Consider the following 22,168-nt stretch of genomic DNA (forward strand, 5'->3'; position numbering starts at 1 on the left):
CTGCTCGACATGCGCGTCGAGCAGGCCACAGTCGCTCCCTCCCGGACCGGGAACCTCAGGAGGTGCCGAGCGTGATGCCCTTTGTGCCGGTGCCGGTCGCGTTGTCGTAGAGCACGTCTCCCGTGGACTTCTTCCAGATCCTGATGCGGAAGGTGTCCGGGGCGTCGGTGACGGTGATACGGAAGGCGTAGCCGCCCGTGCCGTTGACCGTGCCGGAGCCCTGGTAGTGGGCTTCGGCACCCGTGACCACCAGCCAGTCCGACGAGGTGGAACGGAACTTCAGCTTGCCGGCCCCGAAGAGGAAGCCCGCCTCACCCGAGGGAACGGTGGCGCCCTTCTTGTACTGGGCGGCGAAGGAGAAGGCCGCGGTCCCGGACAGGCCGGGCTCGGCGCGGTAGGCCCCGGCCGGGGAGGCGATGACGCCGTGGCCGGCGGCGGGGCCCGCCGCACGGTCGTGGACGATCAGCTCGGGCAGCCGGGTGCTGACGGAGGCGCCGTCGTCGTCGGTGACCGTGATCACCGGACGGTGGATGCCGGCCGCGGTGTACGTGTGGTGCGCTTCGCAGACGGAGCCGGTGACCGTGCCGGGAGCCGGGTCCGTGCCGTCCTTCCAGTCGACCCGGCAGCTCTGTGTGTCCCCGGAGCCCGCGTCGGAGAGGTGCGCGGTGACGGCCGTGCTCCGGCCGGCCGGAACCGGCGCGGTCGGCCCCGTGGCCGAGGTGATCACCGGGTCCGCGTTGTCCACGCTCACGGTGAGTGTGTCGCTGCCGCGGCCACCGGTCAGCTTCAGCTCGTACGTACCGTCGTCGGCGCAGGTGACCGAGGTCCGGACGGTGTCGGGGTCGGCGACGACGCAGGGCGCTCCGTCCTCCACCGTCCACTTCGCGCCGCCGGCCCCCGAGAGGGTGCCGGAGACGGGGATCGCGCCGCCCTCGGTGCCCCGGACGTCCGGACCGGCGCGGACGATGGTGACCGGCTCGATGCCGGAGAGGGTCGGGACGACCTTCCTGATCAGGCCCTCGGAGTCGAACTCCAGCCTGTCGACGGTGGTTTCGCGATGGGTGCCGTCACCGCCCGGGACGGCGAAGCGGTGGTAGGCGATGTACCAGTCGTCGGTGTTCGGCACCTGGACGACCGAGTGGTGGCCCGGTCCCTTGATGCCGAGGCCCGGCCGCTTCTCCAGGATCACGCCCCGCTCGGTCCAGGGGCCCGTGGGCGAGGAGCCGGTGGCGTAGGCGACCCGGTAGTTCTCGTCCCGGGTGTCGTTCTCCGACCACATGAAGTAGTAGGTTGCCCCGCGCTTGATGACGAAGGTGGCCTCGTTGTAGCCGTTGGGCGTCATGTCCGTGACCTTCGACGCGTCGAAGGAGACCATGTCGTCGTCGAGCGGGACGGCATACGCCCTGCCGTTGCCCCAGTAGAGGTACGAACGGCCGTCGTCGTCGGTGAGGACCGCCGGGTCGATCATCTGGCCCGGGTACTGGCCGGCTTTGATCAGTGGCTTGCCGAGGGCGTCCTTGAAGGGGCCGGTGGGCGAGTCGGAGACCGCCACGCCGATGTTCGTGTCGGCGCAGAAGTAGAAGTAGTACTTTCCGTTCCGCTCCTCGACGGCCGGTGCCCAGGCCCGGCCGTCGGCCCAGGTGACGTCCGGGCCCAGGTCGAGGACGACGCCGTGGTCCTTCCAGTGGACCAGGTCGGTGGAGGAGTACGCCGTGAACCGGGTGCCGCTCCAGCCCGGGAAGCCGTCGGTCGTCGGGTAGAGGTAGAAGGTGTCGCCGAACCTCACGATGTTCGGGTCGGCGGTGAGCCCCGGCAGGACCGGGCTTCTCATCTCGAGGGCCTCGACCGTCCAGGCGCGCTTCTTCCTGTCGGAGCCCGTGACTTCGTACGTCACGGGCGCGGTGAAGTCGTGCAGGGTGCCGGAGGCGGGGCTGATGGAGGCGCCGTGGGCGAGGGTGAACTCCGGTGCCAGGGAGGTGAGATCGCTGCCCTCGGTCAGCGGGAGGGTGACCCGGCCGACCGTGTTGTCGACGAGGGCGTCGACCTTCAGCGCCGGATGGGTCGCCGCCGCGACGCCGGTGGTGTTGCCGCTGAGGGCCAGGACCTCGGCGGCCGACAGGGCCCGGTTGTAGATCCGGAAGTCGTCGACCTCGCCGCCGAAGTACGGGTCGGGGGAGTAGAGGGACTTGCCGATGTGGCCGGAGTAGCCCTTGGAGGCGTCGTAGAGTTCGGACGGCTTGACGGTGACGCCCGTCGCCCGGGCGGTCTCGACGCCGTCCACGTAGAGGACCGCGGTCCCGGCCGCCCCGTCCACGGTGACGGTGACGTGCTGCCACCGGCCCGCGGTGAGCGGGGAGCCTGCCGTCAGCTGCTTCTCGCCCGACCAGGTGGCTTTGGTGATCGCCGAGAACAGCTTGCCGCCGCCGTTGGAGGGTGAGGCGAAGAGGTATTTGTTGCTGTCGGGACCCAGGCCGAAGAGCCACTGGGAGTTGTCCCCGCCCTTCCACTTGATGTGGGTGGAGACGGTGACGCTGTCGGCTCCCTTCAGGACGCCGTTCGGGATTCGCACGTACGGGGCGGTGGTGGATGCGGCGGTACCGCCGGACATCCTGAAGGATCCTCCGTCGACGCCGGTGCCGAAGCCGGGCGTACGGACGTACGTGCCGTGGAAGCCGTGGCCGCTGGAGTCACGGGCTATGCTGCCGTCGGTCTCGTCGAAGGCGTAGCGCAGGAGCAGGTCGGCGGGGACCTCGGGGCCCTCCGCCGAGACGGTGACCTGGGCGTTGACCTTCAACGCGGCGCCGTCGGGCAGGCTGCCCGCCACCGTGAACGTCCCGGCACGGGCGTACGCCGAGGCCGGGACGGCGTCCCAGACCACGGAGACGGGGCGCTCGACGCCGTCGGCGTACGCGGCGATCACGGTTCCGGGCAGCACCGGGGCGTCACCGACGGCCGTCGTCACGGAGACGGCCTCGACGGACTCGACGAGCTGGTCCGGCTGGTAGGCGCGGAGCAGCCGGTCGTACTCGCTCTGCGTCACCGGAAGGACCGTGCCGTGGCGGGGCTTGGCGGGAAGGTCGTAGCCGGTGGACGGGGTCCAGACGCCGGAGGCGAGGTCCGTCGACTCGAACGGGATGTAGCCGCGGCCGCCGAACTCGTCGAGGAAGAGGTGCCACTTCTCCTCGGTGTTGGACTTGAAGACCAGCGGTCCCTCGGCGGCGCTCATCGCCCCCTTGCCGATGCCCTCGGCGACGAAGTCGTAGGAGGGATCGAGGATCGAGTCGCTCTTCTCCGCGAAGACGAACTTGCTGTAAGGGGTGGAGGAGGTGTTGTTCCGCTCGTCCTTGGAGAAGCGGTGGTACTGGCCGTCGTGCTGGATCATCGTCGAGTCGATGACCGAGTAGCCGCGGTCGATCCAGACCTTGGGCTCGCTGAAGGTGCGGAAGTCGCGGGTGGTGGCGTACATCATGCGGTTGTACGTGTCGCCGGAGTGCTCGGCGTCGGCGTATAGTTTCGATGCCCAGAAGACCACGTACGAGCCGAGCTTCTCGTCGTAGAAGGCTTCCGGCGCCCAGGTGTTGCCCGCCGCGTCGGGGGAGACCTTGACGAGGCGTTGGTCGGTCCAGTGGACGAGGTCGGTGGACTCCCAGACCATGATGGACTTGCTGCCGGTGCGCTGGGCGGCGTCCCAGTTGCCGTTGCCGTAGATCCGCAGGTCGGTGGCTATCTGGTAGAACTTGTCGCCCTCGGGGGAGCGGATGATGAACGGGTCGCGCAGGCCCTTCTCGCCGAGCGTGGAGGTCAGGACGGGCTTGCCGTCGTTCAACTCCCGCCAGTGCAGCGGGTCGTTGCCCTTGCTGAGCGCTGTGTAGAGCTGCTCGCCGTCGGCGGTGCCCTCGCCGGTGAAGTAGCTGAACATGTAGCCCTTCAGGGCTTCCCGGGCGGGGAGTTCGGGGACCTGGGCGGTCAGGACGCGCGTCGCCCTGGCGTCGCCCCTGGTGACGGTCGCGGTCAGCTGGACGGTGGTGCCGCCGGCACCGTGCGCGGGGCGGTGGACCACACCGTCGGCGGAGACGACGGCCGGCTTCGCCGAAGACCAGGTGACGTGTGTGCCGTACGCGCCGCTTGTGGGGAGCACGAGGTTGCCGCGTACGTCGTCGAGGTCGTGGACGGTCAGCGCCTTGGCCGCCTCCGCGGTGGCGGTGGCGTCGTCGAACGCGGCGGGGACCGTGATGTCGAAGGTCTCGGTGTCGGTCACTGTTCCCTTTCTCAGCGTCGCGGTGAGCCGCGCGTGGCCGGCCGGCTCACCGGCGGCTGGGCGTGTCACGGCGCCGGTGGCCGACACCACGGAGGGCGCGTCGCTCGCCCAGGTGATCGTGGAGCCGCCTGCCGTACCGGAGGCCGGCAGCGTCAGGTCGGCGACGATGCCGCTGGTGTCGCCGAGAGTGAGAGCGGCCTTGTCGTCGGCGACGCCCTTGGTAGCGACGGGAAGGGCGAGCTGCTCGACCTCCGGGCCGGCCAGCGCGCGGTCGTACACCCGGAATTCGCGCATGCGGCCCTTGAAGAGCTTGTCGCCGGGGTACACCGATTTGCCGATGTGGTTGGCGGTGGTGATCCCGGAGCCGATGGAACCGGGGGTGAGGGTGAGGGCCGTGTTGCGGGCCACCTCCACGCCGTCCTCGTAGAGCACGCCCGTGGAGCCGGTCTGCGTGTAGGTGACGTGCTTCCAGACGGAGCGGGCCAGGGGGTGCCCCGGGGAGGGCTGGGTGGTCTGCTCCGTCGACCAGTTGCCGGAGGCGAGGGAGGTACGGAAGGTGTCGCCTGTCGTGAAGAGGTAGCCGTTGCCGGCGGTGCCACTGGTGTTGCCGAAGCCGTAGAGGAAGTAGGGGGTGGCCTGGGCCGCGTCGATCCGTACGTCCATCGAGACGGTGATCGCGGCCATGCCGCTCAGGACGTTGTCCGGCACCTCGACGAAGGTGTCGGAGCCGTTGAAGCCCAGCCCCTCACCGGTACCGGACCAGGCTGCGGTGCCGTTGACCGTACCGTCGCGGCCGTTGCCGGAGGCGTCGGTCACGGTGGTGCCCGCGGTGCCGGAGGGGGCGTCGAGCTTGTACCAGAGGGCCAGGCCCTCGGTGATGTCGGCGCGCTCCGCCGCGTGGGCGGGGGCGGCGGGGCCGACGACGCTCAGAAGGATCGACGCGGCGGTGAGTCCGGCGAGATGACCGGCCCACCGTTGCGCGCGGCTGTGTGGTCGTGCGAGCTGCATCGTTTCAAATTCCCTTGCGGGCAGGGGGCTGAAGGGGGAATCGGGGGCGGAGCCGGAAAGTCGGCGAACTGGCGAACCGGCGAGCTGGCGAACGGGAAAGGGGACGGCAGGGCGCCGGTGGCGGGTGCCCTGCCGTTTCGGCTGTGTGACGTCGCGTTGCGCGAGTGTCAATCGGCGCGGAGTGCAGCGTCAAGAGGCGGAGGGAAATGCACGACGGGTCGGACGACGTGTCGCGGATTTCGCCAAAAACCGCAGGTGACGACCGAATTGACGCTTCGTTCGACGCGTCGGACGAAGTCGACCGGTGAGTGATCCCGCCGGAACCAAAGCTGTCGGAACCGTTGACGCGTACAGGTCGCGTGCCTATGTTCTGGTCGAAGTTACGTACGTTGTCCGGTATTTCGAACAAATTGTAGCCGGTGGCTGTCAGCTGCCAGCTGTCGAAAGGGACTCGCCTTGTTCCGCACCCGCTACTGGTTCACCTTCATGGCAGCGCTGCTCGTGATGCTCTCCCCGGTCGCCACGCAGCCGGCCGCGGCCGCCGAGGGGCGGCCGTACACGAACCCCGTCAAGTCGGCGAAGGGCGCCGACCCCTGGCTGGAGTACTACAACGGCCACTACTACCTGGTCACCACGTCCTTCACCGGCGTGCTGACCATGCGGAAGTCGCCCACCCTGGCCGGTCTGTCGACGGCCCCCAGCGTCCAGGTGTGGAGCGACACCACCTCCACCCGCAACACCAACTTCTGGGCGCCCGAACTGCACTTCGTCGACGGCCGCTGGTACCTCTACTACTCCGCGGGGCAGAGCGGTGTCGCCTGCTGCGACTCCCAGCGCACCTACGTCCTGGAGAGTGCCGGCAGCGATCCCATGGGCCCGTACACCTACAAGAACCAGCTCACCGGATCGAACCTCAGCCCCGGCGGCTGGCTCATCGACGCCAGCGTGCTGCGGCACGGCGGCAAGCTGTACCTGCTCGGCAGCGGTTCCATCGACGGCAGCAAGCAGAGCCTGGTCATCGCCCCGATGAGCAACCCGTACACGGTCAGCGGCTCCACCTTCACCGTCATCTCCAGCCCCACCCTGAGCTGGGAGACCCAGGGCGGCACGGTCAACGAAGGACCCGAGCCGCTCTACCGCAACGGCAAGACGTTCGTCGTCTACTCCGCGAGCGCCTGCTGGGGGCCGGACTACAAGCTCGGCCAGCTGGAACTGACCGGCAGCAACCCGCTGCTGGCCTCCTCGTGGACCAAGAAGTCCACGCCCGTCTTCTCGCGGAACGACTCCGCGGGGGTCTACGGCCCCGGCCACAACGGCTTCTTCACCTCGCCCGACGGCACCGAGAACTGGATCGTCTACCACGCCAACGACTCGGCCTCCGACGGCTGCGACAACGGCCGCACCACGCGTGCCCAGAAGTTCACCTGGAACGCCGACGGCACCCCGGACTTCGGCGCCCCGGTCGCCCTGGGCGCCACCCTGCCCGGCCCGTCCGGAGAGACGGCGGTCACGCCGACGGCGTACACGCTGGTGAACCGGAACAGCGGCAAGTGCCTGGACGTCGCGGGCGGCAGCACCGCGGACGGCATCAACATCGCGCAGTGGACCTGCGGCGGCGGCGCCAACCAGAAGTGGCGGATCGAGGACCTCGGCAACGACACCAGCCGGCTCGTCAACGTCGCGACCGGCAAGGTCATGGACACGGCCGACTGTTCCACCGCCGACGGCGCCGATCTGAGGCAGTGGTCGTGGCTGAACAACAACTGCCAGAAGTTCCGGCTCGTGCACACGGCCTCGGGTGACTACGTACGGATCGTCAACGAGAACAGCGGCAAGGTAGCCGACGTCGCGGACTGCGGTACGGCGAACGGCAGTGACGTACGGCAGTGGACCTGGCTGAACAACGCCTGCCAGCAGTGGCAGCTCAAGCCGACGGCATGACGGCCGTGAGGGAGAGGAAGACAGTGAGACGCGACATCACAAGGGTGATCATGGCTCTGTTCGCCGCACTGGCCGTGCTGACCACGGGAACGCCCGCACACGCGGCCGCCCCCGCCTCACCGGCGGTGACCTTCACCAATCCGGTCGCCGAACAGCGCGCCGATCCGCACATCTTCAAGCACACGGACGGCTACTACTACTTCACCGCGACCGTCCCCGCGTACGACCGGATCGTCATGCGGCGGGCCACCACCCTCCAGGGGCTGTCCACCGCCTCCGAGACCACCATCTGGAGCAAGCACGCGAGCGGTGAGATGGGCGCGCACATCTGGGCGCCGGAGATCCACTTCATCGACGGCAAGTGGTACGTCTACTTCGCCGCCGGGTCCACCAGCGACATCTGGAAGATCCGGCCGTACGTCCTGGAGACCGGCGCGGCCAACCCGCTGACGGGTACCTGGACCGAGAAGGGCCGCATCGCCCTGCCGCTCGACACCTTCTCCCTCGACGCCACCACCTTCGTCGTCGGCTCGACCCGCTACCTTTCCTGGGCGCAGAACGATCCGGCCGTCGGCGCCGGAACCAACATCTACCTGGCCAGGATGTCCAACCCCTGGACGATCAGCGGCAGTCCGGTGATGATCTCCCGGCCGACCCACGCGTGGGAGACGGTCGGCCACACGGTCAATGAGGGCCCGGCGGTCATCCAGCGGGGCGGCAAGGTCTTCATGAGCTTCTCCGCCAGCGCCACCGACAGCAACTACTGCCTGGGCCTGCTGACCGCGGCCGCCGGCGCCGACCTGATGAACCCGGCCTCCTGGACCAAGAACCCGAACCCGGTCTTCACCAGCAACGCCGCGACCGGCCAGTACGGCCCCGGGCACAACACCTTCACCACGTCCGAGGACGGGAAGTCGGACATCCTCGTCTACCACGACCGCAACTACAAGGACATCAGCGGCGACCCGCTCAACGACCCCAACCGCCGCACCCGCTACCAGAAGCTCTACTGGAACGCCGACGGCACCCCGAACTTCGGCATTCCGGTCGCCGACGGAGCCACCCCCGTCCGCTTCTCCTCCTTCAACTTCCCCGACCGGTACATCCGGCACTGGGAATTCCGCGCCAAGCTGGAAGCGAACGTCACCAACCTGGCGGACTCGCAGTTCCGCGTCGTCACCGGCCTCGCCGGTACCGGCACCGTCTCCCTCGAATCGGCCAATTTCCCCGGCTACTACCTCCGCCACAAGAACCACGAGGTGTGGGTCGAGAAGAACGACAGCAGTACGACCTTCAAGAACGACGCCAGCTTCCACCGCCGCCCGGGCCTGGCCGACACGGCTGCCGGAGTCTCCTTCGAGTCGTACAACTTCCCCGGGCGCTACCTCCGTCACTACGAAGGCCTGCTCGTGACGCAGCCCGCGGAGACGACGACCGCAAAGGCGGACGCGACGTTCTACGCCCAGTAGGAAACGCCATGCCGGCCGCTCCCGATCGGGAGCGGCCGACATCTCATCAATGAGTTCGGTGTTGCTTCTGACGGGCGGTTGTTGACGAGATCGGTGAGGCGTTCGAGGGCTTCAAGGCCCTGCCGCTGGCGCAGTACGGTGAGGTGCCCAGCTGCCTGACCATGGTCGGGGACGTGCGCGGCAAGTCGGTCCTCGACCTGGCCTCCGGCACCGGCTCAGGGCCTCCGGCGCGTTCCAGCTCACGGCCGACTGATCGCTCCCGCGACTGGTCGTTCCGATCCTCGCCGTTCGCGGCAAACACGTCCAACGCGCCACCGCGTCAGGCGGCTGACACCACGTCTCATCGCCCGGGCCTGTTCACTCCGGGCTCTGCGACCAGCGGGCGGCGAGCAGGAGTGCGATGTCGTCGGGCCGGTCGGCTGCCTGTCTCGCCTCCCCGATCACATGGTCAGCCGTGTCGGCCAGTGACGCCGATCCGGCTTCGGCGATCGTGCTGCGGAGCCGCTCGATACCCAGGTCGATATCGGTTCCCGCCTGCTCGACCAGTCCGTCGGTGAACAGGGCCAGGATCGCGCCCGGTTCGAGCCGTAGGTCGGTGACCGGGTACGAAGCCGTTGCGTCGACTCCGAGCACGACACCGCCGGAGAGGTCCAGGACCTCGGCCGTGCCGTCGGGGTGGCGCAGCACGGGCTGCGGGTGCCCGGCCCGTACGGCCTGTGTGAAGCCGGTCTCGGGGTCGAGGACGATGTAGCAGCAGCTGGCGAACTGGCCGGGGTCGAGGTCGATGAGCAGCCGGTTGGTGCCGCTCATCACCTCCTGCGGATCATGGCCGCTCAGGGCGAAGGCGCGTACGGCGCTGCGTAGTTGGCCCATGGTCGCGGCAGCCGCGACGCCGTGGCCCTGGACGTCCCCGATGACCAGGGCGAGGCCCCGGCCGGTCTCGATGACGTCGTACCAATCGCCGCCGACGTCCATGCCCTGGGTGCCGGAGAGGTAGCGCCCGGCGGTGTCGACGTATTCGACTTCGGGCAGCCGGTTCGGGAGCAGGGCGTCCTGCAGGCCGCGGGCCAGGGCAGCCTCGGTGTCGTAGCGCTGGGCGCGTTGGAGGGCCTGGGCGATGAGTCCGGCGAGGGCCGTGAGGACCGTGCGTTCCTCGGGGGTGAAGCCCCTCGGCTGGTCGAAGCCGAGGATGCACGAGCCGACGGGCCGCCCGGAGGCGATGAGTGGCAGGAAGGCCCGGGCGCCGACGTCGGTCTCCATGGCGATGCCTGGATAGGCGGCGGCCAGGCGTTTCATGGACTCGAAGAAGATGGGGCGGCCGGAGGTGAGTGTCTCCACGCCGGGAAGGCGGGCGTCGAGGCCGACGCCGTCGAAGGGGTCCAGGAAGCCTTTCGGGAAGCCGGTCTCCCACGCCAGGTAGAGATGTCGCTCGTGCAGCAGGTAGATCGCCAGCTGTCTGCCTCCGAAAGCGGGCAGCAGCTCCTCCGTGACCACGGCGGACACCTGGCGGGCGGTGACCGCCTCAGTCAGCGCGATGGCCAGAGCGACGGGCCGGTACAGCGCGGAGGACCGGTCGGCCGGAGATCCGAGCCCGACACCCGGGGTGACGACTGATCCCGGGGCGTAGGCCGGCTGGTCCGTGGCGGTGAGCGTGGCTGTCACCCCGTCGTTGCCCGGGTACAGGGAAACGGACAGCCATTCCTTCGTGGTGCGCCGGGCGAGGAAGTGGACGGGTTCGACGGAGAGCAGGGCCGCCCGGTGGTGGTCCTCGTAGGCGGGGTGGCCGAACCATGGCAGGGCCTCCCACAGGACGCGTCCGACCAGGTCCGCCCGGGCAATGCCGAGGAGTGCCTCCGCCAGATGGTTGACGTAGGTGATCCGTCCGAGCCGGTCGAGCGAGAAGATCGCGCGAGGCAGCCGGTCGGCTGCCTCGGGGAAGACCGGCTCTGCACCGAGATCCACCAGGAATCCGTTCAGGTGGCTTGCCGTGCCGTCGCCGGGCGGGTGGGCCAAGCGCCCCGAGAGCTCCAGCAGGTGCGACCGGCCGTCGGGTCCTTGGAGCCGCATTCTGCGGACGACCGCTGTTCCCGACCCCATAGCCTGTCGGGCCAGCGTCCACAGTCCGTACACGTCCTCCGGCACCAGCTGCGCCGCCAGCGCGTCGATGGTGCCGGGGAAGTCAGCGGGCTGCGTACCGAGGATCGCGCACAGATCTTCGTCCGCGGTGACGGCACCGCTGTCGAGGTCCCAGTCGAAGTGACCGATCCGTACCGGTGGCGCGGTGGCCACGGGCAGCTGGACGGGAACCGGATCGTCTTCCCACCGGGCCGGCGTTCCGTCGGATGCCAGCTCTTCGAGGGCGCCGCCGAGCCGCTGAGCGACGTGCTGCAACCTGCGGCGGTCGGCGGACCCGACCGGTTTTCCGGGGGTGGCGGGGCGCAGCACGACCAGGACCCCGACCTTCTCGTGACCGCTGACGACGGGCACGTACAGCGAGCCGAAGGGGAACGGCAGGCCGGCCATCAGTTGCGGAAACTTGCGCATGGCCTCCTCGGCGTCGCCGAGGTACACGGGCTGCCCGGTGGAGAAGGCCACGGCCACCGGAAAGGGCCGGTTCACATGCATGCGCCACCACGGGCGGAACAGTGGGATGGGCAGCCCTGCGAGCACCGCGAGGCGCAGCAGTCCCGGTGTTTCGGAGCGCAGGTAGACGCCGCCCGCGTATCCTCCGGCGGACTCGATCGCGCTCACCACGGCCTGTGCGAGCACCAGGGACAGCTCGTCCGGCATACGGCCGTCGTTCGGCCGCGCCGACACGGCCCCGCTCTCGCTGAGTGGAGCGTGTCTCGTCGCGCCGTACCAGGTCACACCTCAGGATGCTCCCGAGCGGCGTATTCACGCACCCGGTGGGCTGTCCGTGGCGGGGCGGCCGCCAGTGTCTGTTCCGTCCGGATGGCCTTGCCGTCGTCGGTATAGCGCGTCCCCCACCGGTTGGCGAACCGGGCGACGAGGAGCAACCCGCGGCCCGATATCCCTCGAGGGTCTGCTCGTGAGGGTGACATTCGGGCGGCGGAGGCTGGCGAAGCCGAAGGGCGCGTCCTTGTGCTGGGGAACGCCGACGCAACTGATGACGCCGCCGGGGAGGACGGCGCCGATGGCCATCTGCAGGCGGGCATGTGGCCGACGGCTTCGAGGACGGCGCGGGTGGCGTGGCCGCTGGTCAGCCCGGCCGCTGCAGGAGTACACCGGCATCCCGGCTGCGGCGGGCCTGCGTTCGGTACGCACCGAACGGCACGACACAGAGATGCTGCGGGTGATCGACCAGATCGCGGCACGGCTGAACCTGCTGCGTATGACGTCCCTGGACAAGCTCACCGCGGCCGGTATCGACCTCGACGCCGCTCCCATGGTCCTGGGCGCGGCCCGGACGGCCGTGGCCGATGGTGTGCTCGGATTCGCGCTGCTGATCGCCGATCACACGACGTCGGAGGGAGGCGCCGCCTCGTCACGTAGCCGCGCTGTCTGCGCATCGTATTCGTCCAGAATCCGCCGAAGTTGGTCCAGCGCCTCTCCGGGGATTTCGGACGGGGTGGACTCGGCCACGAATCGGGCTGCGGCCACAAGCGCCGCGAATTCGAAGGCGTGAGCAGTCGCGCGCAGGACACCGGGCCGAGCCCACTCGAGTTGCATGGTCAGCCCTTCGACGCCAAGTATTCCTTGATCTGCCCGAGTTCCTGCGCGAACTCGTCGTAGTCCTCACGCATGCCGTTGAGGTAGGCGCTCCAGCCGAGGCTGTTCTTCGCGTAGTGGACGGCTTCCTGGATCTCTTCGTCCGTGGCCCCGAACAGCTTCGCGGCCTCCGTGTGGAAGAGCGTGCAGTAACGGCACTTCGTCTCGGAGTGCAGAGCGACCCCGATCAGTTCCTTGTACTTGTTCGGAATGAGTGTCTCGCCGAGCTCGATCCTCTTGAAGATCTCCCACTCGTAGTCCAGCAGGTCGTCGGGGATCGCGGAGAAGAAGTGGGGAACCAGTCCCAGCGTTTCCTTGATCTCCGACTCGACTTCGCTTCGGCTTCGGCCGGCCATGATGACCACTCCTCTCAGCCCAGCCGATCGGATGCCCCATATCCCACCTTAGAGAGCACTGGTCACTGCTGCGACTGCGCAGCAACGGGCCCAGGGCGAACGTTTACGGCATCCATGGGACCACCGCCGTGGCGATGCTGGCGATCAGCGTGCTCCTGCTCGTCGCGTAACCGCTTGTCACGTCGCTTGGGCCGGGTATTGCGTCCACTGACGGATGGGTGAGTCTTGGGCGAAGCTGGTCTTCGGTTCGGCGCGGGCGTTGCGCCAGCGGAGGTAGGCCGCGATCGCGGCGTTCTGCTCCTCGTGAGCCCCCCTTATGGCACAACTTATGGCACAACAACCATGCGAGCAGCGCGTGGCGTCGTGTTCCCTGACGCCACGCGGGTGAGCATGTGCGGACCCAGCCCTCTTCCCGCACCGAGGCGATGCGATGCCCGACCGCGCCAACCACGTCCGCCCCGAGAGCGTCGTACCAAGGTGGATCTTGCGGCACCGGCCGCCGGAGCAGTCGCTGTTCAGCGGCATCTACGGACTGGTGCTGGCCAGCGCCTTGGTGGCCGCGCTGGACGCGACGGGCGAGAAGGCCGATCCCGGTCGGGACGCGCTGTGGGTACTGCTCACCGCGCTGGCGTCGGGCGCCGCCCATGGGTATGCGCACGTCATCGCCCAGCGTGCGTCCGCCGACAGGGCAGCTACCACCAGCAGACTGCGGTTGGTGCTCGCCGAGTGGCCACTGGTCGCCGCCGTGCTGCCCACGGTGGGGATACTGCTTGCCGCGGTAGCCGGGTGGTGGGCAGAGGCCACGGCTGTGGACGCGGCCCTGCTGTTCAACACCGTCGCCTTGTTCGGCTGGGGCGCCGGCGCCGCCCGCACCGCCGGGCACGGATGGCCGTCCTCGTGCCGCGCAGGGGGCATGGACATGCTGATCGGCCTAGTGATCATTATCGCGAATGCCCTGATCAAGTAGGCAGGCGGTCAGGGTGCCATGTCGGCGAGAAAGGCCGCGAGTCCTTGATCCATGGGCACCCTTCCTGTCCCGCCACTGCCAGCGTCGACAACCTACGTCGCTTCGTCTTCACCCGGACCGCAGATCGGTCGGACACGATGAGGACGCTTCAAAATCCCGACGTAACGGGCGAGGCGCTCGATCCACAGCCGTTTCACCGCGCAACAGGCCGCGTCGCCGACTCGATCGCCAACAGTGGCCGCAGCCGTTGGACGACCCGACGCACGGTGGCTTGCGATCGGCTGGATAGCGGCGCCAGCCGTCACATCCGGCTCGAACGAGCCGCGAGGGCTTCACAGGTCAGCAGGGTCGCGTGGCCCATTTTGCTGTCGCCCGCGTTGTCGGCGGGATGTTGCGGTTGATGCGCACAGTCGGTCTGGGGTGATGAGGCCGAGCTCCTGGTGCATCCCGGAGCCGAAGCCATGTACTGCGCGGCCACTTAGTTCAGCACACCCCCGGTGTTCAGGAAGCGCTGCTCCAATGAATCGAACAGGGGTGTGCCAGTTGAGCTCGGAGACTCCGCTGCGGCCTCCGACAGAGGCAATGGTCGGCCAACCAGCGTCCTGGTCGGCCGACGCACCCCGCATGTGGCGGAGGTGGTGCTGCGTTCTCACCTCGATCCGCTCTGCGAGCGGGACGCTCGAGGCCGAAGCCCTACGTCATGCTCGGCCCGTTGCCGCCACGTAGACGGTGTTGGTCGCGGTCCCGCCCTGCAGCGTGTTGTCGAATTCCACGACGTGGGCTTCGGCTCCGGGGAAGACGTCCCCGAGCGCAGCGATGAACTCCTTGTCCGGAGGGTCGTTCGACCACAGGGCGAAGACGCCGCCAGGGCGGAGGCAGCCGGCAAGGGCCCGCAGTCCGGCGGGGCGGTAAAGCGCCGCGTGCCGCGGATGCAGCACATGGCGCGGCGAGTGGTCGACGTCCAGCAGGATCGCGTCGAACCGGCGGTCCGGCTCCTGCGGATCCAGGCAGGAATCTGCGACCATCGCGAAGAAATCGCCGTGGACCATGCGGCAGCGGGGATCGGACGCCAGGCCACTGCCCAGCGGCACCAGTCCCCGCTCGTGCCACTCGATCACTTCGGCGAGAGCGTCGAGCACGACGAGCGACCGCACGCGTGGGTCGTCCAGGGCCGCCCGGGCGGTGTATCCGAGGCCGAGCCCGCCCACCACGACGTCCAGTTCGCCACCCGTCGCCTTGGCCAGACCGAGCCGGGTGAGTGCGATCTCGCCCGCCGTGAAGAGGCTGGACATGAGAAACTCGTCACCGAGCTTCACCTCGTGCACATCGACGCCCGATGCCGGGTCCCTCCGACGTCGCAGGCTGATGTCACCCATGGGTGTCGAGCGCCAGTCGATCTCCTGGAAACGCACGCTCATCTGTTCACCTTTCGGTTTGTTCTTCCGGCCGGTCAGGCGTCGATGACGACTGGGATGATGAGCGGCTTGCGGCGGTGGGTCCGAAATGCCCAGGCTGCGACGGCGCGGGCGATGAGCTGTTCCAGCTGGTGCGCGTCTCCGACGCCCTCCTCGGCGGCCTTGGCCAGGGTCTTCTCGATCACGGGGACGACCGGCTCGAAGGTCGCGTCGTCGTGGACGAAACCCCGGGCCAGGAAGTCCGGAGGCTCCGCGAGGGCGCCCGTGCCGGCGTCGACGATCGCCACCACGGTGACCACACCTTCCTCGGCGAGGGTGACACGGTCCTTCAGGGAGGCTTCGGTGGCGCCGCCGACCGTCATGCCGTCCACGTAGACGTTGCCCGCAGGTACCTTTCCGGTGATCGACGCACGGCCGTTGACGAGGTCGACGACGACTCCATCCTCGGCGAGGATGACCCGGTCGGGGTCCACGCCGGTACGGATGGCCAGGTCACCGTTGGCGCGCAGGTGGCGCCACTCGCCGTGCACAGGCATGACATTGCGGGGCTTGACGATGTTGTAGCAGTAGACGAGCTCTCCCGCGCTGGCGTGTCCGGAGACATGCACCTTCGCGTTGCCCTTGTGCACGACATTGGCGCCCCATCGGGTCAATCCGTTGATCACCCGGTAGATCGCGTTCTCATTGCCCGGGATCAGGGAACTGGCGAGCAGGACGGTGTCGCCCTTGCCGATGCGGATCATGTGGTCGCGGTTGGCCATGCGGGAGAGAGCGGCCATGGGTTCGCCCTGTGAGCCGGTGCAGATGAGGGTGATCCTGTGGTCCGGCAGCTTCTCAAGTTCCTTGGTGCTGACCACCAGACCGGAAGGAACCTTGAGATAGCCCAGTTCCCGGGCAATGCCCATGTTGCGGACCATCGACCTGCCCACGAAGGCGACCTTGCGTCCGTGCTGGTGAGCGGCGTCCAGTACCTGCTGGATACGGTGTACATGGCTGGCGAAACTGGAGACGATGACCCGGCGTGGCGCGGTGCGCAGGACCTGTTCGATCGCGGGGTTCAGCTCGCGCTCGGATGTGGTGAAGCCCGGCACCTCGGCGTTGGTCGAGTCGGTGAGGAACAGGTCGACCCCTTCCTCGCCGAGCCGGGCGAAGGCGCGCAGGTCGGTGATGCGATCGTCCAGCGGGAACTGGTCCATCTTGAAGTCACCGGTGTGCAGGACCATGCCCGCGCCGGTACGGATCGCGACTGCGAGTCCGTCCGGGATGGAGTGGTTGACCGCGATGAATTCGCAGTCGAAGGGCCCGAAGCTCCGTCGGTCGCCCTCGCGCACTCGGACCGTACGCGGCCTGATGCCGTGCTCCTTGAGCTTGGCCTCCAGGAACGCCAGCGTCAGCTTCGAGCCGACGACAGGAATGTCCGCCCGCTCACGCAGCAGGTAGGGCACGCCGCCGATGTGGTCCTCGTGGCCATGGGTCAGCACGACAGCCACGATGTCGTCCAGGCGGTCCCGGATCGAGGTGAAGTCCGGCAGGATGACATCGACCCCGGGCTGGCTCTCCTCGGGGAACAGCACTCCGCAGTCGACGATCAGCAATTTGCCCGCGTGCTCGAAGACCGTCATGTTGCGGCCGATCTCACCCAGGCCACCCAGGGCGACGACCCTGAGGCCTCCCTTGGGCAACGGCGGGGCAGTTTTCAGCTCTGGATGGGGATGACTCATCCCCTGACGCTACCGGAGGGTACCCAGCAAACCGCCGGCACGTGATCAATGCCGTCACACCTGTCTGACGGGTTGGCGCAACAACGGAATCTCTCCGGCGCGGGTCGCCGAGTGGGCGGGCAACGGCGTGCCCGCCCTTCTCGCGATCTGCGCACGCTGCATCGTCGGCCAACTGGCCGATTACCTGAAACGGATCGAACGTCTGGTACTTGCCGGTGGCGGCATGGCTGAGCGGTCGGGGCGCACGGAAGTGGGCCCCGAGCGCCTCTCGCTGTGTCCGGCGGGCCCTCGGGGAGGCTGTCGAGGGTGGAAACGCCAGGGGACGCATGGGGGACAGACACCCGTTGCTACCCGGTTTCTGTCGGTGCCGGCGGCATGAAGGTGCGTCGCGATGAACTTCCGATCAGCCGCACGGCAGCGCGTTGAACAGCTGCGCACGTTTCGGGTACTGAGGCGGAAGGGATTGACCCTGCCCCTGCGTCAGGGTTGGAGCCTTGTCACATGACGAACAACAGCACTTCCTCGGCTCGGCTCGCTCCGCCGGTCGGAGGGTTCCAGGAGATCGACGGCCGCCGCATTTTCGTGCATGGGTCGGGCAGCGGCGGACCGGCCGTGGTGTTCCTTCCGGGCGCCAGCGCGGTCGGCCTGGACTATTTCGGTGTCCAGCAGGGGGTTTCGCAGTTCACCACCGCCGTCGTGTACGACCGCGGCGGCACGGGCTACAGCGATGCCCTCCCGCTGCCGCGCACCGCCGCCGCAGTCGCCATGGAACTCCGCGAGCTGCTGCGCGCCCAGAACATCGCCGCCCCATACGTTTTGGTGGCGCACTCCCTCGGCGGCTTCTACGCGCATCGGTTCGCGCAGCTGTACCCGCAGGACGTGGCCGGGTTGGTCTGGTTGGACGCCTTCCACCGCGACTGGGACGACTTCATGCCTCCCACGGCAGGTCTGGACGCGGTCGAGCAGATGGCACCCGATCGGGAGCAGCTCGAGCAGATGCGTCCGGCCCTGCGCGAGATGCGCGACGAGCTGCTCGCGGACTACCCGGAGCACGTGCGGCAACCGTTGATCGATGCCCATGAGAGTGACGAGTGGATCCATTCCGGCGTCGCCGAGCGCACCAAGTTGGCTGAACTCGCCACCGAACTGCGGGCCGGGCCGAACATTCCCGACGTCCCGGTGGTCGCTCTCTCCGTGGTGGGCACCGACCCCGCCCAGCAGGCGCTGGCGTCGGAGCGGATGTTGCAAGAGATGAATGACGGCAAGACGAGAATGGACGCGGCCCTGGTGAGCGCGGTCTCGCACGGGGAACAACGCATCCTCTCCGACACCGCCCACCACCGGCTCTGCTTCGACCGGCCCGATGCCGTGGTCCAGGCGATCCGCGACGTCGTCGACCGAGCTCGCCCCTAGACTCGGCACGACCACGTTGCACGAAGACCCGAGGAGGACGGTGCTCACGATCAGCCAGCTCGCGGCAACCGCCGGCGTGACCGTTCGCACCGTTCGCCACTACCACCACGTCGGCCTGTTGCCCGAGCCCGAGCGCGATGCTTCCGGCTACCGCCGCTACAGCGCGCAAGCGGCGGTGGACCTCATCCAGATCAGGACCCTCGCCGATGCGGGGGTGCCACTGGCCCGTATCGACGCGCTGCTGCATGCACAGCCGACCGAATTCGCTGCGGCCATCACCGACATCGACGCCGAATTGCAGCGCAAGATCGACCAGCTCACCGGATACCGCCGCAGGATCGCCGAACTGGCCAGCGGCGAAAGGCTTGTCCTGCCCCCCGAGGTGGTCGCCATCCTGAACCGGATGCGCAGTCTCGGGGTAAGCGAACGGAGGGTACGACTCGAGCGGGACTCGTGGATCCTGATGCAGGCACTGGACCCGCACGTCATGCCGCAGCGGATACGGGACAAGAACGCCGGTTTCGACGACCCCGAGACGACGCGCCTGTATCTCGCCTGTGATCAATCAGTCGACTGGGATCCGCACGATTCGCGCCTGGACCGGCTCATCGACGACCTGGACGCATGGGAGATCAAACACGAACGAGACAGCAACCGGGCAGGTTACCTGAAGCTGGTCTCTTCCCGGATCTCCGAGGCATCACCGGCATGGCAACGCATCCTCGATGCGCTCGCCCACCGCGCGAAGCAGCGCCGACCCGCCGGGCACGACAGCTGACAGGCGCAGCAGAACCCGAGAACATCGACCTCCTGCTGCGCATGCTGTTCTCCTCCGTTGTCGATGCCAACTTCCTCGACACTTCCGCCCACTTCCGCGCCATCCGCCGCCTAGGCCCCACCGCCCCAACCATGGCTGAACTACGCGACCGGTATGAGACTCGCCGCAAGGACCTCACGTCGAATACGGGTACTCCTGCATGGGTTACGAGATCGCCGGCGGGCTCGGCGTCAAACTCGCCGCCCCCGAGCGCGAGGTCTTCGTCATGGTGGGCGACGGCTCCTATCTGATGATGGCGCAGGAAGGCGTCCGCGCGCCCGGCAGCGGCGGCGGCCGGTCGATGAAGGCGTACGTCCAGCGGATCACGTCTCTCCTCTGCGGTCCGGGCCGTTGGCCTGCAGCCTCCATGGTGTCAGGGGAGGGGCCGGCGGTGTCCGTTCACCACTCGTTCACCGTGGGCCTCGGTTGGCGGCCTTCCCTCGCACGCTGCGGGGACCTACGCTCGGCCCGAATCGATCAACGCTGTCCGGACCCCCCTCCCGGCATCGCTGACAACGTTGTCCCACCGTCGGAGGTATCCGAGACATGCCGTCCAGACCGTCCCGCGCGGCCAGGCGCTTCGCCGCGAGAGCCGCCGCGATCGTGCTCACCGGCGCGCTCGCCGGCGCCGTCATGCCGCCGGCCGCCCAGGCCGACCCGCTCGTCACACGGCCCACCGCCTACGTCGACCCGCTGATCGGCACCGCGAACGGAGGCAATACCTTTCCCGGTGCCACGCTCCCGTACGGCATGATCGCCTGGTCGCCGACCAGCACCACGGGCGACCAGACCAGTACCGGAGCGGCCAACGGCTACGAGTACGGGGCGACCCGGATGCGGGGACTGAGCCTCACCCACGTCAACGGCGCCGGGTGCAATCCGGGCGCCGCCGGTGATGTGCCGATCATGCCGTTCGTCGGTGACGTCACGTCCTCGCCGTCCGCCGACACCAAGGACGCCGTCTACGCCTCGAACTTCTCGCACGACAACGAGCGTGCTGTACCCGGCCGTTACACCGTCGGCCTGGATTCCGGCGCCACCGCCGACCTGGCGGTGAGTGAGCGCGCGGGCGTCGCCGACTTCGGCTTCCCGGCAGGCAGGCCCGCCAACCTACTCTTCCGGGTGTCCAACTCCCTAAACGGCAGCGAGGACGCCGAGATCGAGATCGACACCGCGCACCGCAAAGTGGCGGGCTCGGTGCTCACCGGGGCGTTCTGCGGTCGGCGGGCCAACGGCGGTACCAACAACCGCAAGAGCTACTACCGGCTCTACTTCAGTGCGTCCTTCGACCGTGACTTCGCCTCGACCGGCACCTGGCGCGACGGCGCCCTCGCGCCGGGTGCGACCACCGGGAGCGGCGGCGAGGGATACGCCACCGGCGCCGCCCGGGCCGGAAGGGGGTCCGGAGGCTGGGTCGGCTTCGACACCGCCACCGACGTCGACGTCAGCATGCGCATCGGCATCTCCTACGTGAGCCAGGAGGGCGCCGAGGCCAACCTCCGTAAGGAGATCGCACCCCGGGCGAGCGTGGACGACGTGGCCGGGGCCGGGTCCCGCGCGTGGGACCGCGAGCTCGGCTCCGTACGTGTCGGCGGCGGCAGCGGGGATCAACGCACCACCTTCTACACCGCGCTGTACCACTCGCTGATGCAGCCGAATCTGATCAGCGACACCGACGGCCGCTATCCGGGCATGGACGGCAGGCCGCACCGTGTGACGCGCGGGCAGGGGGCCCAGTACAGCAACTTCTCCGGCTGGGACCAGTATCGCGCCCAGATTCAGCTCCTCGCGCTCCTCAAACCGCGGATAGCGGGGGACTTCGCGCAGTCGCTGTACAACTTCGCCCGGCAGAACGGCGGCGTCTGGGACCGGTGGGTGCACGTCAACGGTGCCACGCACGTGATGACGGGCGATCCCTCGGCGGCCACCCTCGCCACCTTCTACGCGATGGGCGTACGCAACTTCGACTACGAGGGCGCCTTCGAGTCCCTGGCCCGCCAGGCCACCGTGCCCCACCCGGACGGACTGAACGACGCCGGATGTCCCGGACAGTGCACCGGGCAGCGGCCCAATCTGGCGCAGTACCTGGAGTCCCACTACGCGGCCCAGGACGTCTGTCACTGCTGGGGCGGCGCGGCCGAGACCCTGGAGGACGCGGTCGCCGACGACGCGCTCGGCCGCTGGGCCAGGCTGCTCGGCCGGGACGAGGAGGCCAACGCCTTCGAGGAGCGCGGCCGTTGGTGGCGCAACGTGTTCAACCCGGAGGCGAGCGACGGCGCGGGAACGACCGGCTACATCCAGGCCCGCAACCTCGACGGCTCCTGGCTGACCCCGTTCGGTCCGGGCAGCGACCGGGGCTTCGCCCAGGGCACCAGTGCCACGTACACCTGGATGGTTCCGCAGGACGTGCAAGGGCTCGCCGATGCCATGGGAGGCCGTGACATCGCGGCGAAGCGGCTCGACGCCTTCTTCCACAAGGCGGACGGATCCTGGTCCGTGAAGGGCGGCGACGCGCTGCGCTACGACCCGACCAACGAGCCCGGCATCCACGCCCCGTGGCTGTACAACGCGCTGGGGCAGCCCTGGAAGACCCAGGAGACCGTGCGCGAGATCGTGAACACCGTCTACGGCACGGGCCCGCGCGGGCTCCCCGGCAACGACGATCTGGGCACGATGTCCTCCTGGTACGTCTTCTCGGCGCTGGGACTGTATCCCCGCACACCGGGCAGCGCCACCATGCTGCTGGGCACACCCCTGTTCCCTCGGGCGGTGCTCGATCGGCCGCGCGGAGGCGACATCACCATCAGCGCTCCGGACGCGGGATCGACACGTCCGTACATCGGCGCGGTGCGCGTCGACGGGCGGACCCACGACCGGTCGTGGACGGATGACCGGCTGGTCACCCGGGGCGGGTCGCTGACCTACCGGCTCGCCGCACAGCCGAACACCGACTGGGCCACCGGACCTGCGGGTCTGCCGCAGTAGGACGCTGCCAAAAGGTGCCCAGGGCCCCGGTGAGCGGTACGCGAACGCTCGCCGGGGCCCGGACGCCGGCTCCCCGCCGGGCCGGGGGG

The 22,168-nt window shown here is 68.7% G+C and carries 12 protein-coding genes and 2 pseudogenes; 9 read left to right on the forward strand and 5 right to left on the reverse strand.

Going from position 1 to position 22,168, the window contains the following annotated elements; genetic code table 11:
- Positions 1-55: 55 nt before the first annotated feature.
- Complete coding sequence (locus ACFT7S_RS06240; protein ID WP_382727709.1) at positions 56-5,266, reverse strand: family 43 glycosylhydrolase; 5,211 nt, start codon at positions 5,264-5,266, stop codon at positions 56-58.
- Positions 5,267-5,752: 486 nt separating this feature from the next.
- Here ACFT7S_RS06240 and ACFT7S_RS06245 point away from each other — a divergent pair, with 486 nt between their 5' ends.
- The 3 genes and pseudogenes from ACFT7S_RS06245 to ACFT7S_RS06255 all read left to right on the forward strand — a co-directional run.
- Positions 5,753-7,207, forward strand: coding sequence for a family 43 glycosylhydrolase (locus ACFT7S_RS06245; protein WP_382728515.1), 1,455 nt, complete (start codon positions 5,753-5,755; stop codon positions 7,205-7,207).
- A 50-nt stretch (positions 7,208-7,257) separates the two neighbouring features.
- Entirely contained in the window at positions 7,258-8,676 is a 1,419-nt protein-coding gene (locus tag ACFT7S_RS06250) for a family 43 glycosylhydrolase (RefSeq protein WP_382728517.1), read from the forward strand.
- Between the two features lie 89 nt (positions 8,677-8,765).
- A pseudogene (locus ACFT7S_RS06255) lies at positions 8,766-8,891 on the forward strand (class I SAM-dependent methyltransferase); the annotation flags it as partial.
- 142 nt (positions 8,892-9,033) lie between these two features.
- Here the strand turns inward: ACFT7S_RS06255 and ACFT7S_RS06260 are convergent.
- Positions 9,034-11,466 carry a SpoIIE family protein phosphatase gene (locus ACFT7S_RS06260; protein ID WP_382727712.1) on the reverse strand — a complete coding sequence of 811 codons (2,433 nt, stop codon included), beginning with the start codon at positions 11,464-11,466 and terminating at the stop codon, positions 9,034-9,036.
- A 514-nt stretch (positions 11,467-11,980) separates the two neighbouring features.
- Between ACFT7S_RS06260 and ACFT7S_RS06265 the strand changes: the two genes are divergently transcribed.
- Positions 11,981-12,322: a hypothetical protein gene (locus ACFT7S_RS06265; RefSeq protein WP_382727715.1), complete on the forward strand. Its 342-nt coding sequence runs from the start codon at positions 11,981-11,983 to the stop codon at positions 12,320-12,322.
- A gap of 46 nt (positions 12,323-12,368) precedes the next feature.
- Here ACFT7S_RS06265 and ACFT7S_RS06270 read toward each other — a convergent pair whose 3' ends face one another.
- A complete protein-coding gene (locus ACFT7S_RS06270; protein ID WP_382727717.1) occupies positions 12,369-12,761 on the reverse strand; it encodes a carboxymuconolactone decarboxylase family protein in 393 nt (130 codons plus the stop codon).
- A gap of 430 nt (positions 12,762-13,191) precedes the next feature.
- On the opposite strand from ACFT7S_RS06270, the gene ACFT7S_RS06275 reads away from it, so the two are divergent.
- Entirely contained in the window at positions 13,192-13,728 is a 537-nt protein-coding gene (locus ACFT7S_RS06275; RefSeq protein ID WP_382727720.1) for a hypothetical protein, read from the forward strand.
- A 698-nt stretch (positions 13,729-14,426) separates the two neighbouring features.
- Here ACFT7S_RS06275 and ACFT7S_RS06280 read toward each other — a convergent pair.
- Together ACFT7S_RS06280 and ACFT7S_RS06285 are read right to left on the reverse strand one after the other, a co-directional pair.
- Complete coding sequence (locus tag ACFT7S_RS06280) at positions 14,427-15,146, reverse strand: spermidine synthase (protein WP_382727722.1); 720 nt, start codon at positions 15,144-15,146, stop codon at positions 14,427-14,429.
- A gap of 32 nt (positions 15,147-15,178) precedes the next feature.
- Positions 15,179-16,864, reverse strand: coding sequence for a ribonuclease J (locus ACFT7S_RS06285; protein ID WP_382727725.1), 1,686 nt, complete (start codon positions 16,862-16,864; stop codon positions 15,179-15,181).
- Positions 16,865-17,365: 501 nt separating this feature from the next.
- Between ACFT7S_RS06285 and ACFT7S_RS06290 the strand changes: the two genes are divergently transcribed.
- From ACFT7S_RS06290 to ACFT7S_RS06305, 4 genes and pseudogenes are all read left to right on the forward strand, one after another.
- Positions 17,366-18,277, forward strand: coding sequence for an alpha/beta fold hydrolase (locus ACFT7S_RS06290; protein WP_382727728.1), 912 nt, complete (start codon positions 17,366-17,368; stop codon positions 18,275-18,277).
- Positions 18,278-18,317: 40 nt separating this feature from the next.
- Complete coding sequence (locus ACFT7S_RS06295) at positions 18,318-19,055, forward strand: MerR family transcriptional regulator (RefSeq protein WP_382727730.1); 738 nt, start codon at positions 18,318-18,320, stop codon at positions 19,053-19,055.
- A 163-nt stretch (positions 19,056-19,218) separates the two neighbouring features.
- Positions 19,219-19,371, forward strand: a pseudogene (locus ACFT7S_RS06300) (thiamine pyrophosphate-dependent enzyme); the annotation flags it as partial.
- A gap of 269 nt (positions 19,372-19,640) precedes the next feature.
- Positions 19,641-22,079, forward strand: coding sequence for a GH92 family glycosyl hydrolase (locus tag ACFT7S_RS06305; protein ID WP_382727733.1), 2,439 nt, complete (start codon positions 19,641-19,643; stop codon positions 22,077-22,079).
- The last annotated feature ends 89 nt before the right edge of the window (positions 22,080-22,168 follow it).

It is taken from the genome of Streptomyces sp. NPDC057136, from assembly GCF_042670885.1.
Lineage (GTDB): Bacteria > Actinomycetota > Actinomycetes > Streptomycetales > Streptomycetaceae > Streptomyces.

Bases quoted from the DNA above. Each gene is read 5' to 3' on its own strand.
- ACFT7S_RS06285 (WP_382727725.1), bottom strand. From the start codon at position 16,864: ATGAGTCATCCCCATCCAGAGCTGAAAACTGCCCCGCCGTTGCCCAAG.
- ACFT7S_RS06245 (WP_382728515.1), top strand. From the start codon at position 5,753: ATGGCAGCGCTGCTCGTGATGCTCTCCCCGGTCGCCACGCAGCCGGCC.
- ACFT7S_RS06305 (WP_382727733.1), top strand. From the start codon at position 19,641: ATGCCGTCCAGACCGTCCCGCGCGGCCAGGCGCTTCGCCGCGAGAGCC.
- ACFT7S_RS06290 (WP_382727728.1), top strand. From the start codon at position 17,366: ATGACGAACAACAGCACTTCCTCGGCTCGGCTCGCTCCGCCGGTCGGA.
- ACFT7S_RS06240 (WP_382727709.1), bottom strand. From the start codon at position 5,266: ATGCAGCTCGCACGACCACACAGCCGCGCGCAACGGTGGGCCGGTCAT.
- ACFT7S_RS06275 (WP_382727720.1), top strand. From the start codon at position 13,192: ATGCCCGACCGCGCCAACCACGTCCGCCCCGAGAGCGTCGTACCAAGG.
- ACFT7S_RS06280 (WP_382727722.1), bottom strand. From the start codon at position 15,146: ATGAGCGTGCGTTTCCAGGAGATCGACTGGCGCTCGACACCCATGGGT.
- ACFT7S_RS06250 (WP_382728517.1), top strand. From the start codon at position 7,258: ATGGCTCTGTTCGCCGCACTGGCCGTGCTGACCACGGGAACGCCCGCA.
- ACFT7S_RS06265 (WP_382727715.1), top strand. From the start codon at position 11,981: ATGCTGCGGGTGATCGACCAGATCGCGGCACGGCTGAACCTGCTGCGT.
- ACFT7S_RS06270 (WP_382727717.1), bottom strand. From the start codon at position 12,761: ATGGCCGGCCGAAGCCGAAGCGAAGTCGAGTCGGAGATCAAGGAAACG.
- ACFT7S_RS06260 (WP_382727712.1), bottom strand. From the start codon at position 11,466: ATGCCGGACGAGCTGTCCCTGGTGCTCGCACAGGCCGTGGTGAGCGCG.